Origin of the sequence: Ensifer sp. ENS07, assembly GCF_014852185.1 — a bacterium.
Lineage (GTDB): Bacteria > Pseudomonadota > Alphaproteobacteria > Rhizobiales > Rhizobiaceae > Ensifer > Ensifer adhaerens.
The window spans coordinates 44082-58244 of sequence record NZ_JACVBE010000013.1 but is presented as its reverse complement, the minus strand read 5'-3'; the positions used below and the strand labels follow the sequence as shown (position 1 = coordinate 58244).

At 61.7% G+C, this 14163-nt stretch carries 15 protein-coding genes; 4 read left to right on the top strand and 11 right to left on the bottom strand.

Features of this window, described 5'->3' with window-relative positions; all coding sequences use genetic code 11:
* Positions 1-127: 127 nt before the first annotated feature.
* Genes IB277_RS29125 through IB277_RS29115 form a run of 3 tightly spaced genes read right to left on the bottom strand, consistent with a single transcriptional unit; the run spans position 128 to position 2895 of the window.
* Positions 128-1378 (bottom strand): Zn-dependent hydrolase, encoded by a 1251-nt coding sequence (locus tag IB277_RS29125; protein WP_192372245.1) that lies wholly within the window; start codon positions 1376-1378, stop codon positions 128-130.
* Between the two features lie 24 nt (positions 1379-1402).
* The gene (locus IB277_RS29120; protein WP_060582269.1) at positions 1403-2050 is read right to left on the bottom strand and encodes a TenA family protein; all 648 of its coding nucleotides are present in this window, start codon (positions 2048-2050) and stop codon (positions 1403-1405) included.
* Positions 2051-2052: 2 nt separating this feature from the next.
* Complete coding sequence (locus tag IB277_RS29115; RefSeq protein ID WP_060521152.1) at positions 2053-2895, bottom strand: BtpA/SgcQ family protein; 843 nt, start codon at positions 2893-2895, stop codon at positions 2053-2055.
* 25 nt (positions 2896-2920) lie between these two features.
* Between IB277_RS29115 and IB277_RS29110 the strand changes: the two genes are divergently transcribed.
* Positions 2921-3820, top strand: coding sequence for a ribokinase (locus IB277_RS29110; protein ID WP_060610860.1), 900 nt, complete (start codon positions 2921-2923; stop codon positions 3818-3820).
* Positions 3821-3851: 31 nt separating this feature from the next.
* Here IB277_RS29110 and IB277_RS29105 read toward each other — a convergent pair whose 3' ends face one another.
* Genes IB277_RS29105 through IB277_RS29080 form a run of 6 tightly spaced genes read right to left on the bottom strand, consistent with a single transcriptional unit; the run spans position 3852 to position 9543 of the window.
* Positions 3852-4619 carry a glutamine amidotransferase gene (locus tag IB277_RS29105; RefSeq protein WP_090297339.1) on the bottom strand — a complete coding sequence of 256 codons (768 nt, stop codon included), beginning with the start codon at positions 4617-4619 and terminating at the stop codon, positions 3852-3854.
* Positions 4620-4658: 39 nt separating this feature from the next.
* Positions 4659-5726: a phosphotriesterase gene (locus IB277_RS29100; RefSeq protein WP_192372243.1), complete on the bottom strand. Its 1068-nt coding sequence runs from the start codon at positions 5724-5726 to the stop codon at positions 4659-4661.
* 5 nt (positions 5727-5731) lie between these two features.
* Positions 5732-6730 carry an ABC transporter permease gene (locus IB277_RS29095; RefSeq protein ID WP_060521155.1) on the bottom strand — a complete coding sequence of 333 codons (999 nt, stop codon included), beginning with the start codon at positions 6728-6730 and terminating at the stop codon, positions 5732-5734.
* Complete coding sequence (locus tag IB277_RS29090) at positions 6727-7530, bottom strand: ATP-binding cassette domain-containing protein (RefSeq protein WP_034790756.1); 804 nt, start codon at positions 7528-7530, stop codon at positions 6727-6729. The genes IB277_RS29095 and IB277_RS29090 overlap by 4 nt, the downstream gene beginning before the upstream one ends.
* The gene (locus IB277_RS29085) at positions 7530-8486 is read right to left on the bottom strand and encodes a substrate-binding domain-containing protein (RefSeq protein ID WP_060521156.1); all 957 of its coding nucleotides are present in this window, start codon (positions 8484-8486) and stop codon (positions 7530-7532) included. The genes IB277_RS29090 and IB277_RS29085 overlap by 1 nt, the downstream gene beginning before the upstream one ends.
* Positions 8487-8520: 34 nt before the next feature.
* Entirely contained in the window at positions 8521-9543 is a 1023-nt protein-coding gene (locus tag IB277_RS29080) for a LacI family DNA-binding transcriptional regulator (protein ID WP_090297342.1), read from the bottom strand.
* A gap of 253 nt (positions 9544-9796) precedes the next feature.
* On the opposite strand from IB277_RS29080, the gene IB277_RS29075 reads away from it, so the two are divergent.
* Entirely contained in the window at positions 9797-10774 is a 978-nt protein-coding gene (locus IB277_RS29075) for a L,D-transpeptidase (RefSeq protein ID WP_060582267.1), read from the top strand.
* Positions 10775-10870: 96 nt separating this feature from the next.
* On the opposite strand, the gene IB277_RS29070 is transcribed toward IB277_RS29075, so the two are convergent.
* The gene (locus tag IB277_RS29070; protein ID WP_060521158.1) at positions 10871-11059 is read right to left on the bottom strand and encodes a hypothetical protein; all 189 of its coding nucleotides are present in this window, start codon (positions 11057-11059) and stop codon (positions 10871-10873) included.
* Between the two features lie 112 nt (positions 11060-11171).
* Positions 11172-11894, bottom strand: coding sequence for an NIPSNAP family protein (locus IB277_RS29065; RefSeq protein ID WP_034790446.1), 723 nt, complete (start codon positions 11892-11894; stop codon positions 11172-11174).
* Between the two features lie 98 nt (positions 11895-11992).
* On the opposite strand from IB277_RS29065, the gene IB277_RS29060 reads away from it, so the two are divergent.
* Entirely contained in the window at positions 11993-12601 is a 609-nt protein-coding gene (locus tag IB277_RS29060) for a TetR/AcrR family transcriptional regulator (RefSeq protein WP_060521159.1), read from the top strand.
* A 135-nt stretch (positions 12602-12736) separates the two neighbouring features.
* A complete protein-coding gene (locus IB277_RS29055) occupies positions 12737-14134 on the top strand; it encodes a family 16 glycosylhydrolase (RefSeq protein ID WP_034790436.1) in 1398 nt (465 codons plus the stop codon).
* Positions 14135-14163 lie beyond the last annotated feature (29 nt).

The following is a 14163-nucleotide window of genomic DNA, read 5'->3' as shown; positions in this document are numbered from 1 at the left end:
CTCATCCATCGTCGACGAAAAAAATATGATCCATCCGGATGCAGCAGTTTCGGAGCGCATGCCCGCTGGCAACACCGAAGCGCGCCTGCGCTGGCTACAGGGGCGGCGAGCCGCACCCGCGCGCGCTCTATGCGCTCGCAGCAAACGCTTCGAGGGTCGCGGCAAGCAGCATACGGGCACCTTCGATGGAATGCGCGGGCTCGACATATTCCGCTTCGTTGTGGCTAAGCCCATCGCGGCAAGGCACGAAGATCATGGCTGCCGGCGCGACACGACTGACGAACAAGGCATCGTGGAAGGCGCCGGAGAGCATACGCCTGGTTGTCAGTCCGAGCGATGCGGCAGCGCGATCGAGGCAGGTGAGCAGGTCGTCTGAAAAGAGGCCCGGCGGCATGTCGAAGATTTGCCGCGTTGTGCTCTGGCAACCGTTCGCCTTGGAGGCGTTGTCACATGCCTGCCGGACCCGCTCTTCCAGGTCGTCGATGGCGTTGGTCTCCGGGTGGCGCAGATCGAGGGTGAACGTGACCGACCCCGGAATCGAGTTCACCGAACCTGGTTCGACTGCGAAGCGGCCGACGGTAAAGCGTGCGCGCGGGTCGCCCGGCATGGCGCTCCTATACAGTGGTTCAAGCGCGGTAACGGCCGCGGCCATCGGGTCGCGACGGAATTCGAGCGCCGTCGTGCCCGCATGCGCTGCCTGCCCATCGATCCTGACCTCCAGCCACCGCGTGCCCTGGATGCCATAGACGATGCCAACCGGTATGTTCTCCCGTTCGAGCGACGGGCCCTGTTCGATATGAAGCTCAAGGTAGCCGGTGACCGGGAAGCCGAGCGGGCGCATTTCGGCTTCCGGCAGGGCTTTCAATGTTGCCTCCAACTCATCGACGAACAAGGCTCCGTCGCGGCCGCGAAGATCGGACCAGGCCTCGGGGATGGCACCGGCGGCAAAAGCCATCGATCCCATCGTGCCGGGGGCAAAGCGGCTTCCTTCCTCGTTCGTCCAGGCAACGACCTCAAGCGGAAAATCAGTCTCGATGCCGGCATCTTCGAGACTTTCCATCACCTCAAAGGCCGCCAGGGTGCCGAGCGCTCCGTCAAAGCGCCCGCCGGTCGGCTGGCTGTCGAGGTGGCTGCCGATCACGAACGGCGGCCTTTGAGGAAAAAGGCCCTCCCGCCGGATGAACAGGTTTGCCATCGGATCCTGGAAGACGCGGAAACCGCGCGCAAGCGCGAGTTCCGCTAGCAGCCGGCGGGAGCCCCGATCTTCCACCGACAAAGCCTGCCGGTTGACGCCCCCGGCCGGCGTCCCGCCGATTTTTGCGAAGTCATCAAGACGCTTGAGCAGGCGCTTGCCGTCCACTGTGGTGCGAGAGGTCATGGTCGTTCCCAAATGTCGCCTTGATCAGACGTAGGCTGCGTCATGAAAGGCGATTTCCAGTTGCTGCGCTCGCCCGAAGATAGCGCTCAGGCGTTTGCGCTCGGAAGCCTCGAGCGCGTCGCCGGCTACGTCGAGTTCTTGCTTCAGCCACTTCGCCTGAGCCGCAAACTCATCATCGGCGTGCATTTCGACCCATTCCTTCAAATGTGGATCGGCAAACGATGAACGGGCGGCCCTTTTCGACCAGATCCAGTACATCCACTCGGCCGCAAACATCGCAGCGACGGTATCGAGGAAACCGCCGTTGCGGGCGATGTCCAGCATACCCGTTCGGAAAGCCTCGACCTCGGCAACATTGAGATCATAGGTGCCGGGATCGATATTGCGTTCGGCAAAAATCCGTTCGAAGTAGGCGATCTGCTGGTTGGCGAGCGCATCCAGAACGGCAATCAACCAGCGCTTCTGTTCGATCGTCTCGGCCTTCGCCGCCGCAAAGGCGAAGATCGAGATCGCGGTTTCGACGAAGGCCCCCTCATAGACGAGATAGCGTTCGAAAACCTGCGGGGACAGGCGCTCCATCACGATGTCCTCGACGAAGCGATGGTTGACCATGGCTTCGAAGACGGTGGCGTTTTCCCGCAGGATCTGTTCCGAAAGCGTTTCAGCCGCCATCGTCATGCCTCCAGCGCGGGTTCGGCAGCGGCACGGAAAGCCTTAACCCGCTCGATATCGACCGGGTTCCACCAGACCCCGCCTTGCTTCAGAGACGAGGCGACGATCACGCCGTTGGTGCGCCTGAGGATTTCGACGATGTTGTCCTTGGTCACGCCCGAGCCGACCAGAAGCGGCAGGTGCGTCGCCGAGCCGATCTCCTCGATCTCCTCGATGGTTGCCGTATTGCCGGTGCGCTGACCGGTGGCGATCACACCGTCGGCGTCGAAGAAGGCGAGGTCGCGCGTCAGTTCCTGGATCGAGCGATCGGCCACGATGGCGTGGGCACCGTGCTTCACATGGCTGTCGGCAAAGACCTTGATGTGCTCGGCACGCAGCAATGAGCGGTAGCGCATCGCTTCTGCGGCCCGCCCCTCCATGAAGCCTTCGTTGGCGACATAGGCGTTGGCCCACTGGTTGACACGAATGAACTTGGCGCCGCCCGCCATGGCGATGGCAAAGGCCGGGATCGGCGCATTGGCAAGGACGTTGATGCCGAGCGGCACACCTGTCGCCCGTGCGATCCGGTCGGTGACGACCGACATGAAGGCTGCCGTTTCGTGGCCGATATCTTCCGGCTTGGAGAACGGCACGTCGCCATGATTTTCGATCATCAGGCCATGCAGGCCACCCTCGACCAACGCCTCGGCGTCACGCATGCAGGCATCGTAGATAACAGACATATCGGCACCCCGATAGCGCGGCGCACCGGGGAAGGCCGGGCAATGGATCATGCCGATCAGAACCTTGTCAGTCCCAAATATTTCCCTTATGGCGCTTGTGGACTTGTCAGATATTTCCTGCATTTCTCTCCCTTTCGAAGGTATGTTCATGCACGCTTACGTAATCGGTAATGTGACGGTGGACGAGACCATCGCCGTGTCGGAAATGCCGGCCGCGGGCGCATCGATCCACGGTAGCCAGCGGTCACGGGACCTCGGTGGCAAGGGCGCGAACCAGGCTGTTGTCATGGCCCGCACCGGCCTGCCGACGAGCCTTGTCGCAGCCTTCGGCGACGGCTTTCGCGCCGACATGATCCGCCAGCATCTGGCAAGCGAACCGGTGGTCAGCAGACTTGTGCCGGTCCTCGGCAAGTCCACCGACTTCTCGATCGTGCTGACCACGCCGGATGGAGAAAACGTCAACATCACGACCACCGACTCTGCCCAGAACCTCACGCTTGCCGACGCCGTGGCAGCGCTGGCCGACGCGGTTCCCGGCGACCTTGCTGTGCTCCAGGGAAACCTGTCGGACGAAACGACGCGCGGTGTCCTTGAAGCTGCGCGCGCCCGCCACATGATCACCGCCTTCAATCCGTCTCCCTTGCGTCCTTATTTCAGCACCCTGTGGCCCTTGGTTGACATTGCTTTCCTCAACCAGGGTGAGGCGCAGGCAATGACCGGTACCAGCGGCGAAGAGGCTGCCCGCAAGCTGCTTGCGGCCGGCGTTCGCGAGGTCGTCCTGACCTTCGGCGGCGACGGAGCCATGCTCGTCACCGCCGAAAGCAGTGTCCGGATCGGCGCCGTCGAATGCGACGTCGTCGACACGACAGGCGCCGGCGACACGTTCATGGCGGTGGCGCTCGCATCCGCCGCACTTCGTGGCACTCGCCTCGATCGCACCGCGATCGAACATGCAACGCGCGCCGCCGCCATCACTGTCAGCCGTCCCGGAACCCGTTCGGCGTTTCCGTCGATCGAGCAGTTGCAAGCGATCCTGGCCGCGCGCTGAGGCTCTCCTCAGCGCGCGCTCCTCGCTGCGGTTAGCGCGCCGTTTCTGTCATCCACCCAAGGATGTTCTTCCAGAGGCGGCCGTAGCCTTCCCACTCGCAGAATGCCGGCGACAGCCAGTGGGGGCCGATATCGGACGTCCAGGCGGCGGTGCGCCCCTTGCCGAAGCCGCCAAGGACGAGCAACGGGTGTCCGCCCTGATCTTCCGGGAGCCGGGCGACGACCTCGGCTCCATCGCGAACCTCCACTTCATTGACGCCGAGAAGCAACGGCCAGCTGCCCGAAAGCCCCGCCATGGTCGGATGGTCCGGCTTGACGACGTCGGCAACCGCGCCCTCGGGAATCTCGACGCGGTCGTCATAGGGAAGGCACGTCACCGGAAGCGTGTCTTCGACAGCCGTGCGGCGCCAGCGCGCCTTACCGTCGATACCCTGGAAGGAGAAGTAGCCGCCGACCATCAGCAGCGCTCCGCCCTTTTCGACCCAGGCCTTGATGAGCTTCAATCGGTTCGGAACGGTGCGCGAATGCAGCCATACGGCCGGCGGCAGCAACAGCGAGTTGGCGCCGATATCCGACAGGATGATCGCATCGTATTGGTCGAGGCCTGCCATTTCATAGGGGAACTGGTCCACGGCGTCGTGTGCGGTCATGTAGGTCAGCTCGAACTCGCTGTCCTTGAGCACCTTGACGAGCGGTTCGGCGCCCAGATGGAAGGTCACGCTGCCGAACTGGTCGAAACCCTTGTAGTGGGTGGCGGAGCTTACCCAGCTCTCGCCGACGAGAAGCACTTTCTTTGTCATGGTCAATCCGTCTGTCTTGAATTGCGTTGGGAGCCGATATCAGGCCCCGGTTTGGAATACCGAGCGGGGGTTGTCCCGCATCATTCTGTCGAGCGCGCCGTCCTCCAGCCCGTGTCGTTTGAGACGCGGCAGGAAGTGGCGCAGGACGTAGGCATAGCCGTTGCCTCCGTAGTGGCTGAGCATCATCTTCAGGAACACATCGTGCGAGAGCAGGATGCGGTCCATGTGGCCGGCGTCCACCAGCCTGGCGATCGCTCGTGCTGCCTCTTCGTCGCTCGGGCACTGTACCTGTTGATCGGCATAGAAGAAGTCCATGCCGATCATGTCGTACTCGATGAACGCACCGCGTTCGGCGAGCTCGCTTTGATAGGCGAAATCGTCGTGGGACGGGTTCATGTGACAAAGCACGGTGTGGCGCAGATCCGCCCCTTCCTCGGCGACGACATCGAGCACCCGATGGCCGAGCCGGGACCAGCCCGGCAGATGCACCATCAGCGGCAAACCGGTCCGGACCTGCGCCCGGGCGGCCCCACGCAGGGACTTCTCCTCGGCCGGGGTGAAATCGGAGGAGACGCCGATCTCGCCGATCAGTCCGATTTTCACGCCCGTGCCGTCAACACCGTCGATGGCCTCGCGGACGATGCCGTCGGCGATCTGGTCGACGCTCATGTCGGCGACCTCGGCCGGATGCGAGGAGGCAAGATAGTATCCGGCCCCCATCACGATATTGAGACCCGTCGCCTTGGAGATGCGCCGTAAGGCGAGCGGGTTTCTACCGATGCCATTGCAGGTGGGTTCGACGACTGTACGGCCGCCTGCGGTCGCGAAAGCCTGCAATTCGGCGATAGCCAAGGGTTCGTCGTCGAGCGCAATGTTGTGCTTGTTAACGAAGGGGTCCTGGCGCAGTTCGCCGAGGATCTCCATGCAGACGAAGCCTTCGGCGAGATACTGACGCTCCTTCGTTTGCGGTGCGTTCCACCAGCAGCGGCAATCGTTGAGGATATGCTCGTGCATCAGTGTGATGCCGAGTTGATCCGCGTCGATCGCGCCGTTCACCGTCATCACCTTGCCGGACCGCACATGTCCTTCTGACAGCTCCTTGCTCATGACGGTCATCTCTTGCCGCCGAAGCGAAAGTTGGCGGTGAAGATCCGGGTGTTGAGCCAGATCGCAACGAGAATGATCGCGCCGGTAACAATCTGCGTGAAGAACGGCGAGATATGCATGAGGATCAGGCCGTTGCCGATGACCGCAATCGTCATCGTGCCGAGCACGGTCCCGAGGATCGTGCCGCGCCCCCCCATCAGCGATGTCCCGCCCAGCACTACGGCGGCGATAACTTGAAGCTCGAAGCCGACGGCCGCATTCGAGGAGCCGGAGCCGAGGCGCGCGGCGATCAACAGGCCAGCAAGGGCGCAGGCAACGCCGGCGATCATATAGACCGAGGCGATCACCCATTTCGCCGGCATGCCGACGCGGCGAGCCGCTTCCATGTTGGACCCGACGGCGACGACCTGGCGGCCGTATTTGGTCGAGGATATGACGACATAGCCGGCGACCGCGACCGCAACCGCGATAAGCGCAGGCATCGGAATGCCCAGCAATTCGCCGCGGCCGAGCATGAAGAAGCCGGGAGCGTCCTTGATCGGGATCGAGTACCCTTGCGTCAGATAGAGCGCCAAGCCGCGAAGGATCGACAGGCCGGCAAGCGTGACGATGAAGGCCGGAATACCCTGATAGGCGGTGAACCATCCCTGCACGAAGCCGAGAAAGGCGCCGAAGAAGAGCATCGCGACGACGACGAGAGGCCAGGGATAGCCCATGGCCAAGACAATGGCCGCCACCGCATTGACCAGGGCGACCTGCGAACCGACAGAGAGGTCGATGCCGCCGGTTATGATTACCAGCGTCATGGCGACCGCGACGATGAGAATCGGCGCTGCCTGGCGGATGACGTTCAGAATGTTGCCGAGCGTCATGAAGGTATCGGTCGTGGCCGCGAAAAAGATGACGCAGGCCAGGAAGAAGAAGGCGATCGACAGAACCTGGGCGTTTTCCGAAAGGAAGTCTGCCGCCGGCGAGCCTTTTGCGCGTTCGGTATAGGCCGTCATTGCTTGGCTCCTTCCCCGACGATCAGCTTGACGAGGTCTTCCAGGTTGGTCTTGCCGATTTCGCGCTCGGCGACCTTGGTGCCTTCGTACATCACGGCAATGCGGTCGCAGACACGGAACAGGTCCTGGAGACGGTGGGTGATCAGGATGACCGAGACGCCCTTTGCCTTGACGCGGTTGATCAGCGCGAGCACGGCTTCGACCTCCGCCACGGCGAGCGCCGAGGTGGGCTCGTCCATGATGAGGACTTTCGGATTGAACGAAGCGGCGCGCGCGATCGCGATCGCCTGACGCTGTCCGCCCGAGAGCTGAGCGACCTTGCCGGTCAGACGCGGAATGCGGATTTCCAGCGCATCGAGCATCTTGCGTGCTTCCTCGAGCATGGTCCTCGTATCGAGGAATGGCCCTTTGCTGATTTCTCGACCGAGGAAAAGATTGCCGACCACATCGATGTGGTCGCAAAGGCTCAGGTCCTGAAAGACCATTTCGATATTGCGGTTACGGGCGTCCGCAGGTCCTGAGAACCGAACCTCTTCGCCTTCCAGCGTAATGGTCCCGCCATCGGGAATGTAGGTGCCCGAGATGACCTTGGTCAGCGTCGATTTGCCGGCGGCGTTGTCGCCGACGAGGCCAAGGCACTCGCCGGGATAGATGTCGAGGTCGACGCCACGCAGCGCCTGGTGCGATCCGAACGTCTTGACGATCCCTTTGAGGGACACGCGGGGGCTGACACCGGTGCGGGAGGGCAAAGCCCCCCCGACACCAGCGACAGCGGGAGGATGCTGTCTTTCAGTCGTCATCATTTGAAGATCGCCCGATATGGCTCGACGTTGTCCTTGGTGACGATCGTTACCGGCACGGCGATGGTCTTTTCGACGCTGCCGCCGTCGGAGACCTTCTTCAAGGCGTCGACGGCAGCGGCACCCATGGCAGCCGGATCCTGCTGAATCACGGCGGTGACGTAGCCGGCGTCGATGCCGGCGATCGCCTGGGCCGTCAGGTCCCAACCGAAGACCTTCACGCTATCCTGCTTGCTCTGGCTTTCGACCGCGGCGATGGCACCCATCAGGGCCGGCTCACCGGTCGCATAGATTGCGGTCAGGTCGGGATTGCCGGTAATCAGGTTCTCGGCGGCAGCGAGCGCGTTGTCCTGCACGTTCTGTCCATCGACGACGCCGGCCGAGCTGATACCGTCGACATCCTTGATGGTCTTTTCAAATCCTTCCTGACGAACGTTCTGAATGAAGGAGTTGAGCGCGCCGACGACACCGATCTTGGCTTTGCCATCGGCGTTGGCCTTGATGTAGTCGAGGAAGAACTTGCCCATGTCGGCGCCGGCCGTGGCGTTGTCGACGCCGATCTGCGCCTTCTGCGGGCCTTCCGGAAGGATCGCATCGATGGCGACGACGGGGATCCCGGCTTCGGCTGCCTGGTTGACCGCCGGCATGATGCCGTTGACGTCGATTGCGACGACGGCGATGCCATCGACCTTCTGCTGAATGTAGGTTTCGATCGCACTGTTCTGCGCGGCCGGGTCGTTGTTGGCATTGAAGATGACGAGCTTCGCGCCGGCAGCGTCAGCCGCCTTCTGCGCGCCTTCGTTCATCTGATTGAAGAAAAGCGCCTGCTGGTTGATTTGCACGAGCGCAAAGGTCTTTTCGGCGGCAAGGGCCGGCGAGAGAGCAGCGCCGAGGGTCGTCAATGCCGTGAAACCAAGCGTGGCGACTAAAGTCCTGCGTTTCAAATTCCAGTTCATGTTCTCATCCTCTGTTGGTTCTCCATTGCGTGATTTATCGTTTCGCAGGCGGAGCAACGGATTTCCGCACGACGATTTCGACTGGCAGGAGCTCTTCGACGAGAGCCTGTTTGCCCTGCCAGTTTGTTTCGAGAAGAAGGGAGAGGGCACGCCCGCCGATCGCGCGGACCGGCTGGCGAATGGCGGTCATAGGCGGACCGAAAAGATGGAGCGGGCCGACGTCGTCAAAGCCGATGACCGAAACATCGTCCGGGATCGAAACCCCCTGGTCCCGGAAGACCTCGATCATGCCGATGGCGATTTCGTCCGAGCTGGCGAAGATCGCCGTTGCCGGGCGACCTTCCTCGATGAAGCGCTTCGCCGCCTGCCGACCGAAGGCCACGGTGTAGTCACCGGCGTATTTTAAAAGACGGATATCCTCGCCGAACGCATCGCGCAGCGTCCGCTCAAGACCGTTGGAGCGCCGACGCGAACTGATCATCGCTTGCGGGCCGCCGACGAACAGCACATCCCTATGCCCGAATTCCGCCAGATGCCGGCCTGCGAGCGCTCCGCCCAGCTCGTTATCGCAGAAGAGCTTGGGTGCCTGCGCGCCGGGAACGTCTTCGTCGGCGATCACGACTTTGCCGGTGCGGTTTATCAACGTGGCGAGTTGACCGTCGTCCGGGTGGTTGGTGACGAAGATCAGGCCATCGACGTGATTGCGTTCGATCAGCTGGAGATAGGCGACCTCGCGACCGGCCCGGTTCAGGGTGGCGTAAAGCGAGACGGCAAGCCCGCGGGTATCCGCCTCTTCTTCGACGGCTGCCACGAGCGTCGCGAAGAAGGGGTTGGCGATATCGGGAACGACAAGACCGATCGTATCGGAACGACCGCGGCTGAGCCGGCGGGCATGCGGGTTGGGCTGGTAATTGAGGTCGCGGATCGCATCCGAGATCCGCTTCTTCGTTTCGGAAGGCAGGTCGAGCGATCCGTTCAGCAGGCGCGAGACCGTTGTCACGGAAACGCCGGCAGCTCGGGCTACATCCTTCAGACCTGTGACGCGTCGTGTGGTCACCTTGGCTTCATCCCCTGCCGTTGTAAACCGATTTACTAAAACGCTTTACAATAAGATTTCGACTTTCGTGTTCTGTCAAGAGACTTTCTCTGACACGAGGTCGGTGCGCCTATGGGGCCACGGATCGAGGCTCGGCCTGGGGCCGATTGGCCGCGGCGAAAAGGCCGCAAGGTCAATGCCGTTCGCACCTGAGAAAGCAGCATCTTGGCGCCGCGAGGCGGGAACAAATCAGGGGCTGATCGATTGAGAGATCATGAAAACCAAGGTTCTATTGGCGGCGCTGATGCTGCTATCCCCCGCCGCGCTGGCCAATGCCCAGACGCTTCAGCCAGAAGCCATCGACGGTGCATCGATTACGCCCACATTGTTGGAACGGACGACCGAGACCTCGGACAAGCCAGACCCCGCCATCGTCAGGCTCCAGGTGCTTCTCGATCGGGCGGGGGCGTCGCCCGGTGTGATCGACGGTTTCGCCGGTGAGAATGTCGCCAAGGCGATCGCCGCCTTCGAGACCATGCAAGGTCTGTCCGCTGACGGAACATTGGACGCCGACGTCATCGGGCGACTGCCGGACCAGACGACGGTGGTCGAGCCCTACGTCATCTCCGAGGACGATGCTCAAGGATTGGTCGCTGAGATCCCCGAAGACTACTCCGAGCAGGCGAAGATGGCTCAGCTCGGATACACGAGCGTCGCCGAGAAGCTGGCGGAGCGCTTCCACATGGATATCGATCTTCTCAAGGCGCTCAATCAGACTTCGGCGTTCTCGGTCGGTGACACGGTTTCCGTTGTGAACCCAGGTCCACCGACGCAGGGAACGGTCAAGCGCATTGAAGCGCACCGGCGCACCGGTCAAATCGTGGCACTTGGCGCCGACGATACGCTGATCGCAGCCTATCCGGCAACGATCGGCAGCCGGGAAACGCCATCTCCTTCGGGAACGCACAAGGTCAAAGGCGTCGCCCGAATGCCGCCCTATGTCTACAATCCAAAAATCAACTTCAAGCAGGGCGACAACCGAAAGATCTTGACCTTGCCGGGCGGCCCGAACGGTCCGGTCGGCACGGTCTGGATCGATCTCTCGAAGCCCACCTACGGAATTCACGGCACGCCGGAGCCGTCGATGATCGACAAGTCGGGATCGCACGGATGCGTTCGCCTGACCAACTGGGATGCGGAGGAGTTGGCGGGGATGGTCAAGCCTGGCGTGATTGTCGAGTTCGTCGACTAAGGTAGCGAAGACGTTTAGGAATTTCTGAACGGGCAAGAAGTCGAAACCGGCCACCGATCACGCGGTGACCGCTCGCGCAATTCCCATGTCGAAGCTTCAGCGGATACGCGTCTGAACGCGCACGATGTTCATCTGGAGCTCGTGGCTGGTTGCCTGTCTACCGAGCACCTTGATCAGGCGCTGCTCTTCGGTTTTGTGAATACCGGTCCGCCGGCAATAATCCGCGACGTCCCAGATATGTCTGATCTGGGCGTTGGCGACTGTTCGAACATCCGCGTGTTTCATTCCGTGCCTCCCCTAACCCAATACAACGTTTGGAGGCTGGTTTGGTTCCGCCAGGATGCGTTCCTGGCGGCTGTGGGTGCGTTCGTACCGATCCGGCGTGTATGGGCGCCAGCTACAAGGTGCAAAGCGATCGCGACGTCGGGGTCAGCCGAGAAACCTCGATCCTTCGCCAGCACTGGCTATCCATTCGAGGAAAGACCTCACTGGTCCATCTGACGTCCTTGTTCAGTTGCTCCCGATGCCGTGAAAGGCCGTCGTCGTCCTCATGCATTTCAAACCAGATAAACACCGTTTCGCCCTCACGGACGGGGAGCCTCGGGAAGGCGTTTGCGCTGCGTTCGGTAACGAACACCGCGTCGATGCGAGCACCGGCGTCTTCGAGGATCGGCAGTGCCTCGGCGATGAAGAATGCAGCGAAACGGTCCTCCGTGCCGGGCGCCAGCGAGCAGAGGTTCACGGTGACGACACCTCTGGTCGATTGTGCCTCTTGCTCCCTTGCAAGGTTGTGAGGAAACGGCTGCGTGCCAGCGACTGGCTTGACCAGCAACACATTGTCCGAGTTGAGCATCGTCTCGTTGGCGCGAGACCCATGGTCCTTCCAAACCGGGCCCGAATAAAAGGCCGCCAACGCGTCGGTTCGCGTTGGCATATCGGCAAAGGAACGTACCCAGACGAAGGCGTCGGGATCGTCGCAGTCGCGGAATTCGCCTTCAAGACGCATTCCGAGCGCTTCCTGCGGTTCAACGAATTCGCGGTCAAACAAGTCGATCAGGCGATCCCTTCCGCCGGGATGAAGTCGGTAGCGGCGAAGTTCGTAAACGGCGTGCGGTTCCATGAATCCTCCAAAACAGGTCAATTGTCCTGTTTCTAATAACAGGTTGATCGACCTGTTTTGTCAAGGCACTATGGCGAACGATTTTTCAGGCGGCGGTCATGAGCGAACACAAAAGAACCAACGATCCTCAAGCGGTGCGCCGCAGGATCGTCGATGCGGCCTACCAGGCCTTTGTCACCCAAGGATATCTCGCGACGGGAATGCAGGAATTGCGCGCGAAGGCATCCGTCTCAGGAGGCGCTATGGCCCATCACTTTCCGGCCAAACGGGAACTTGGATTGGCGGTTATCCGCGACCGCGTCGCCGTAGCGGTGCGGCAAACGTGGATCGACCCGCTGCGTACCTCTAGCGATACACCCACAGCGATCGATCAGATCTTCACCGAGATCATCAGCGAGCTCTCCGAAAACGGCTCCGTCTCCGGCTGCCCGCTGAACAATATGGCGATCGAAGTCTCCAGGCATGATGACGAGATGCAGCAGGCGCTGGGTGCAATTTTTGAGGCTTGGGAAGAAGCGCTCGCGGCGCGATTCCAGGAAGACATCCGCCTGAAGCGCGTCGCAGGCATTCAACCCGACAGCCTCGCCACCCTGATCATCGCCGCCTATTCCGGCGCGATGGCGATGGCAAAAGCCAATCAGCACACACGTCCGCTCGTGAACTGTCAGGCGGAGATCGCAGCACTTCTCGCGTCGAAATACGTCTAGGCTGGGTCCGCTCGGCTCCCTTGTGGGGAGGCCGCTGCTCCGGATTATCCGCAAATGTTGGGGGTGTGGGCGACAGCTTGAGATGCTAGAGGTGCTCATCGGGAAGGGGCACTCCAATAAACAGGAGACTTCTCGATGAGCAGAACTGCCATGAACGCCCTCGGACAACCGCTCCATTACAGCGGAAGTTCGACCGCATGGTTTTCCGCAACCGGATCCGGGTCCACGCTCTACGGAACTCCCGGCAACGATTCGATCTGGGGCGACGGTTCCGTCGATGTGACTATGTTCGGCGGCACGGGCGACGACGTCTACTATCTCTATTCATCGACGAACCGGGCCGAAGAGGCACCCGGCGAAGGGATAGACACGATCGATACCTGGATGAGCTACAGCTTACCGGAGAACTTCGAAAACCTGACCGTCACCGGTGACGGTCGACACGCCTTCGGCAACAGCGCCGACAACATCATCACCGGTGGCTCCGGCAGCCAGACCATCGACGGACGCGCAGGCAATGACGTGCTGGTCGGTTCCGGAGGCGCTGATACCTTCGTGTTCGAGCACGGCAACGGCAGCGACCTTGTCTCCGACTTCAGCTCCAACGATACCATTCGCCTCGACGGATACGGCATTACCTCGTTCGAAGAGGTGCTGGCGAATGCAGGCCAGCAGGGAGACGATCTCCGCCTCCATCTCGGCGATGGCGAAAGCCTGGTCCTGGCCAATACGACAGCCGACCAACTGCAGGAGGGCCAGTTCCAGTTGAGCCTGGACCGATCCGCCCTGACGCAGACCTTCTCGGACGATTTCGACACGCTTCAGCTCACCGACGGCACGGGCGGCATCTGGGATGCCAAATACTGGTGGGCGCCGGAAGAGGGGGCGACGCTCTCGGAAAACGGTGAGCTGCAATGGTACGTCAATCCGAGTTACGGGCCGACCGCATCGGCTAACCCGTTTTCGGTCGAGGATGGTGTACTGACGATCACCGCAGAGCGTGCACCGGACGCAATCCAGTCCGAGATCGGCGGCTATGACTACACGTCCGGGATGTTGACGACCTATTCGTCCTTTGCGCAGACCTACGGCTACTTCGAGATGCGGGCCGACATGCCGGACGATCAAGGTGCCTGGCCCGCTTTCTGGCTGCTGCCCGCCGACGGCTCCTGGCCGCCGGAGCTCGACGTCGTCGAAATGCGCGGGCAGGACACCAACACTGTCATCACCACCGCCCATTCCAACGAAAGCGGCGAGCACACGATCGTCAGAGACGGCGCGCAAGTCGCCGATACCGACGGGTTCCACGATTACGGCGTGCTTTGGACGGAAGACGAGATCGTCTGGTACTTCGACGATACCGAGATCGCCCGCGCCGATACCCCCGCGGACATGCACGAGCCGATGTACATGCTCGTCAATCTCGCGGTCGGCGGAATGGCCGGCACACCCGATGGCGATTTTGACGACGGGTCGCAAATGAAGATCGATTCCATCGAGGCCTATGCGCTGGACGCCGACTGGCTGATCTAGGCGGAGAAGCACGAAGGGGGCCGGCAGCG

What these genes read in the sequence shown, in the direction of transcription:
- IB277_RS29125 (WP_192372245.1), bottom strand. Translation starts at nt 1,378, where the DNA reads ATGACCTCTCGCACCACAGTGGACGGCAAGCGCCTGCTCAAGCGTCTT.
- IB277_RS29120 (WP_060582269.1), bottom strand. Translation starts at nt 2,050, where the DNA reads ATGGCGGCTGAAACGCTTTCGGAACAGATCCTGCGGGAAAACGCCACC.
- IB277_RS29115 (WP_060521152.1), bottom strand. Translation starts at nt 2,895, where the DNA reads ATGCAGGAAATATCTGACAAGTCCACAAGCGCCATAAGGGAAATATTT.
- IB277_RS29110 (WP_060610860.1), top strand. Translation starts at nt 2,921, where the DNA reads ATGCACGCTTACGTAATCGGTAATGTGACGGTGGACGAGACCATCGCC.
- IB277_RS29105 (WP_090297339.1), bottom strand. Translation starts at nt 4,619, where the DNA reads ATGACAAAGAAAGTGCTTCTCGTCGGCGAGAGCTGGGTAAGCTCCGCC.
- IB277_RS29100 (WP_192372243.1), bottom strand. Translation starts at nt 5,726, where the DNA reads ATGAGCAAGGAGCTGTCAGAAGGACATGTGCGGTCCGGCAAGGTGATG.
- IB277_RS29095 (WP_060521155.1), bottom strand. Translation starts at nt 6,730, where the DNA reads ATGACGGCCTATACCGAACGCGCAAAAGGCTCGCCGGCGGCAGACTTC.
- IB277_RS29090 (WP_034790756.1), bottom strand. Translation starts at nt 7,530, where the DNA reads ATGACGACTGAAAGACAGCATCCTCCCGCTGTCGCTGGTGTCGGGGGG.
- IB277_RS29085 (WP_060521156.1), bottom strand. Translation starts at nt 8,486, where the DNA reads ATGAACTGGAATTTGAAACGCAGGACTTTAGTCGCCACGCTTGGTTTC.
- IB277_RS29075 (WP_060582267.1), top strand. Translation starts at nt 9,797, where the DNA reads ATGAAAACCAAGGTTCTATTGGCGGCGCTGATGCTGCTATCCCCCGCC.
- IB277_RS29070 (WP_060521158.1), bottom strand. Translation starts at nt 11,059, where the DNA reads ATGAAACACGCGGATGTTCGAACAGTCGCCAACGCCCAGATCAGACAT.
- IB277_RS29065 (WP_034790446.1), bottom strand. Translation starts at nt 11,894, where the DNA reads ATGGAACCGCACGCCGTTTACGAACTTCGCCGCTACCGACTTCATCCC.
- IB277_RS29060 (WP_060521159.1), top strand. Translation starts at nt 11,993, where the DNA reads ATGAGCGAACACAAAAGAACCAACGATCCTCAAGCGGTGCGCCGCAGG.
- IB277_RS29055 (WP_034790436.1), top strand. Translation starts at nt 12,737, where the DNA reads ATGAGCAGAACTGCCATGAACGCCCTCGGACAACCGCTCCATTACAGC.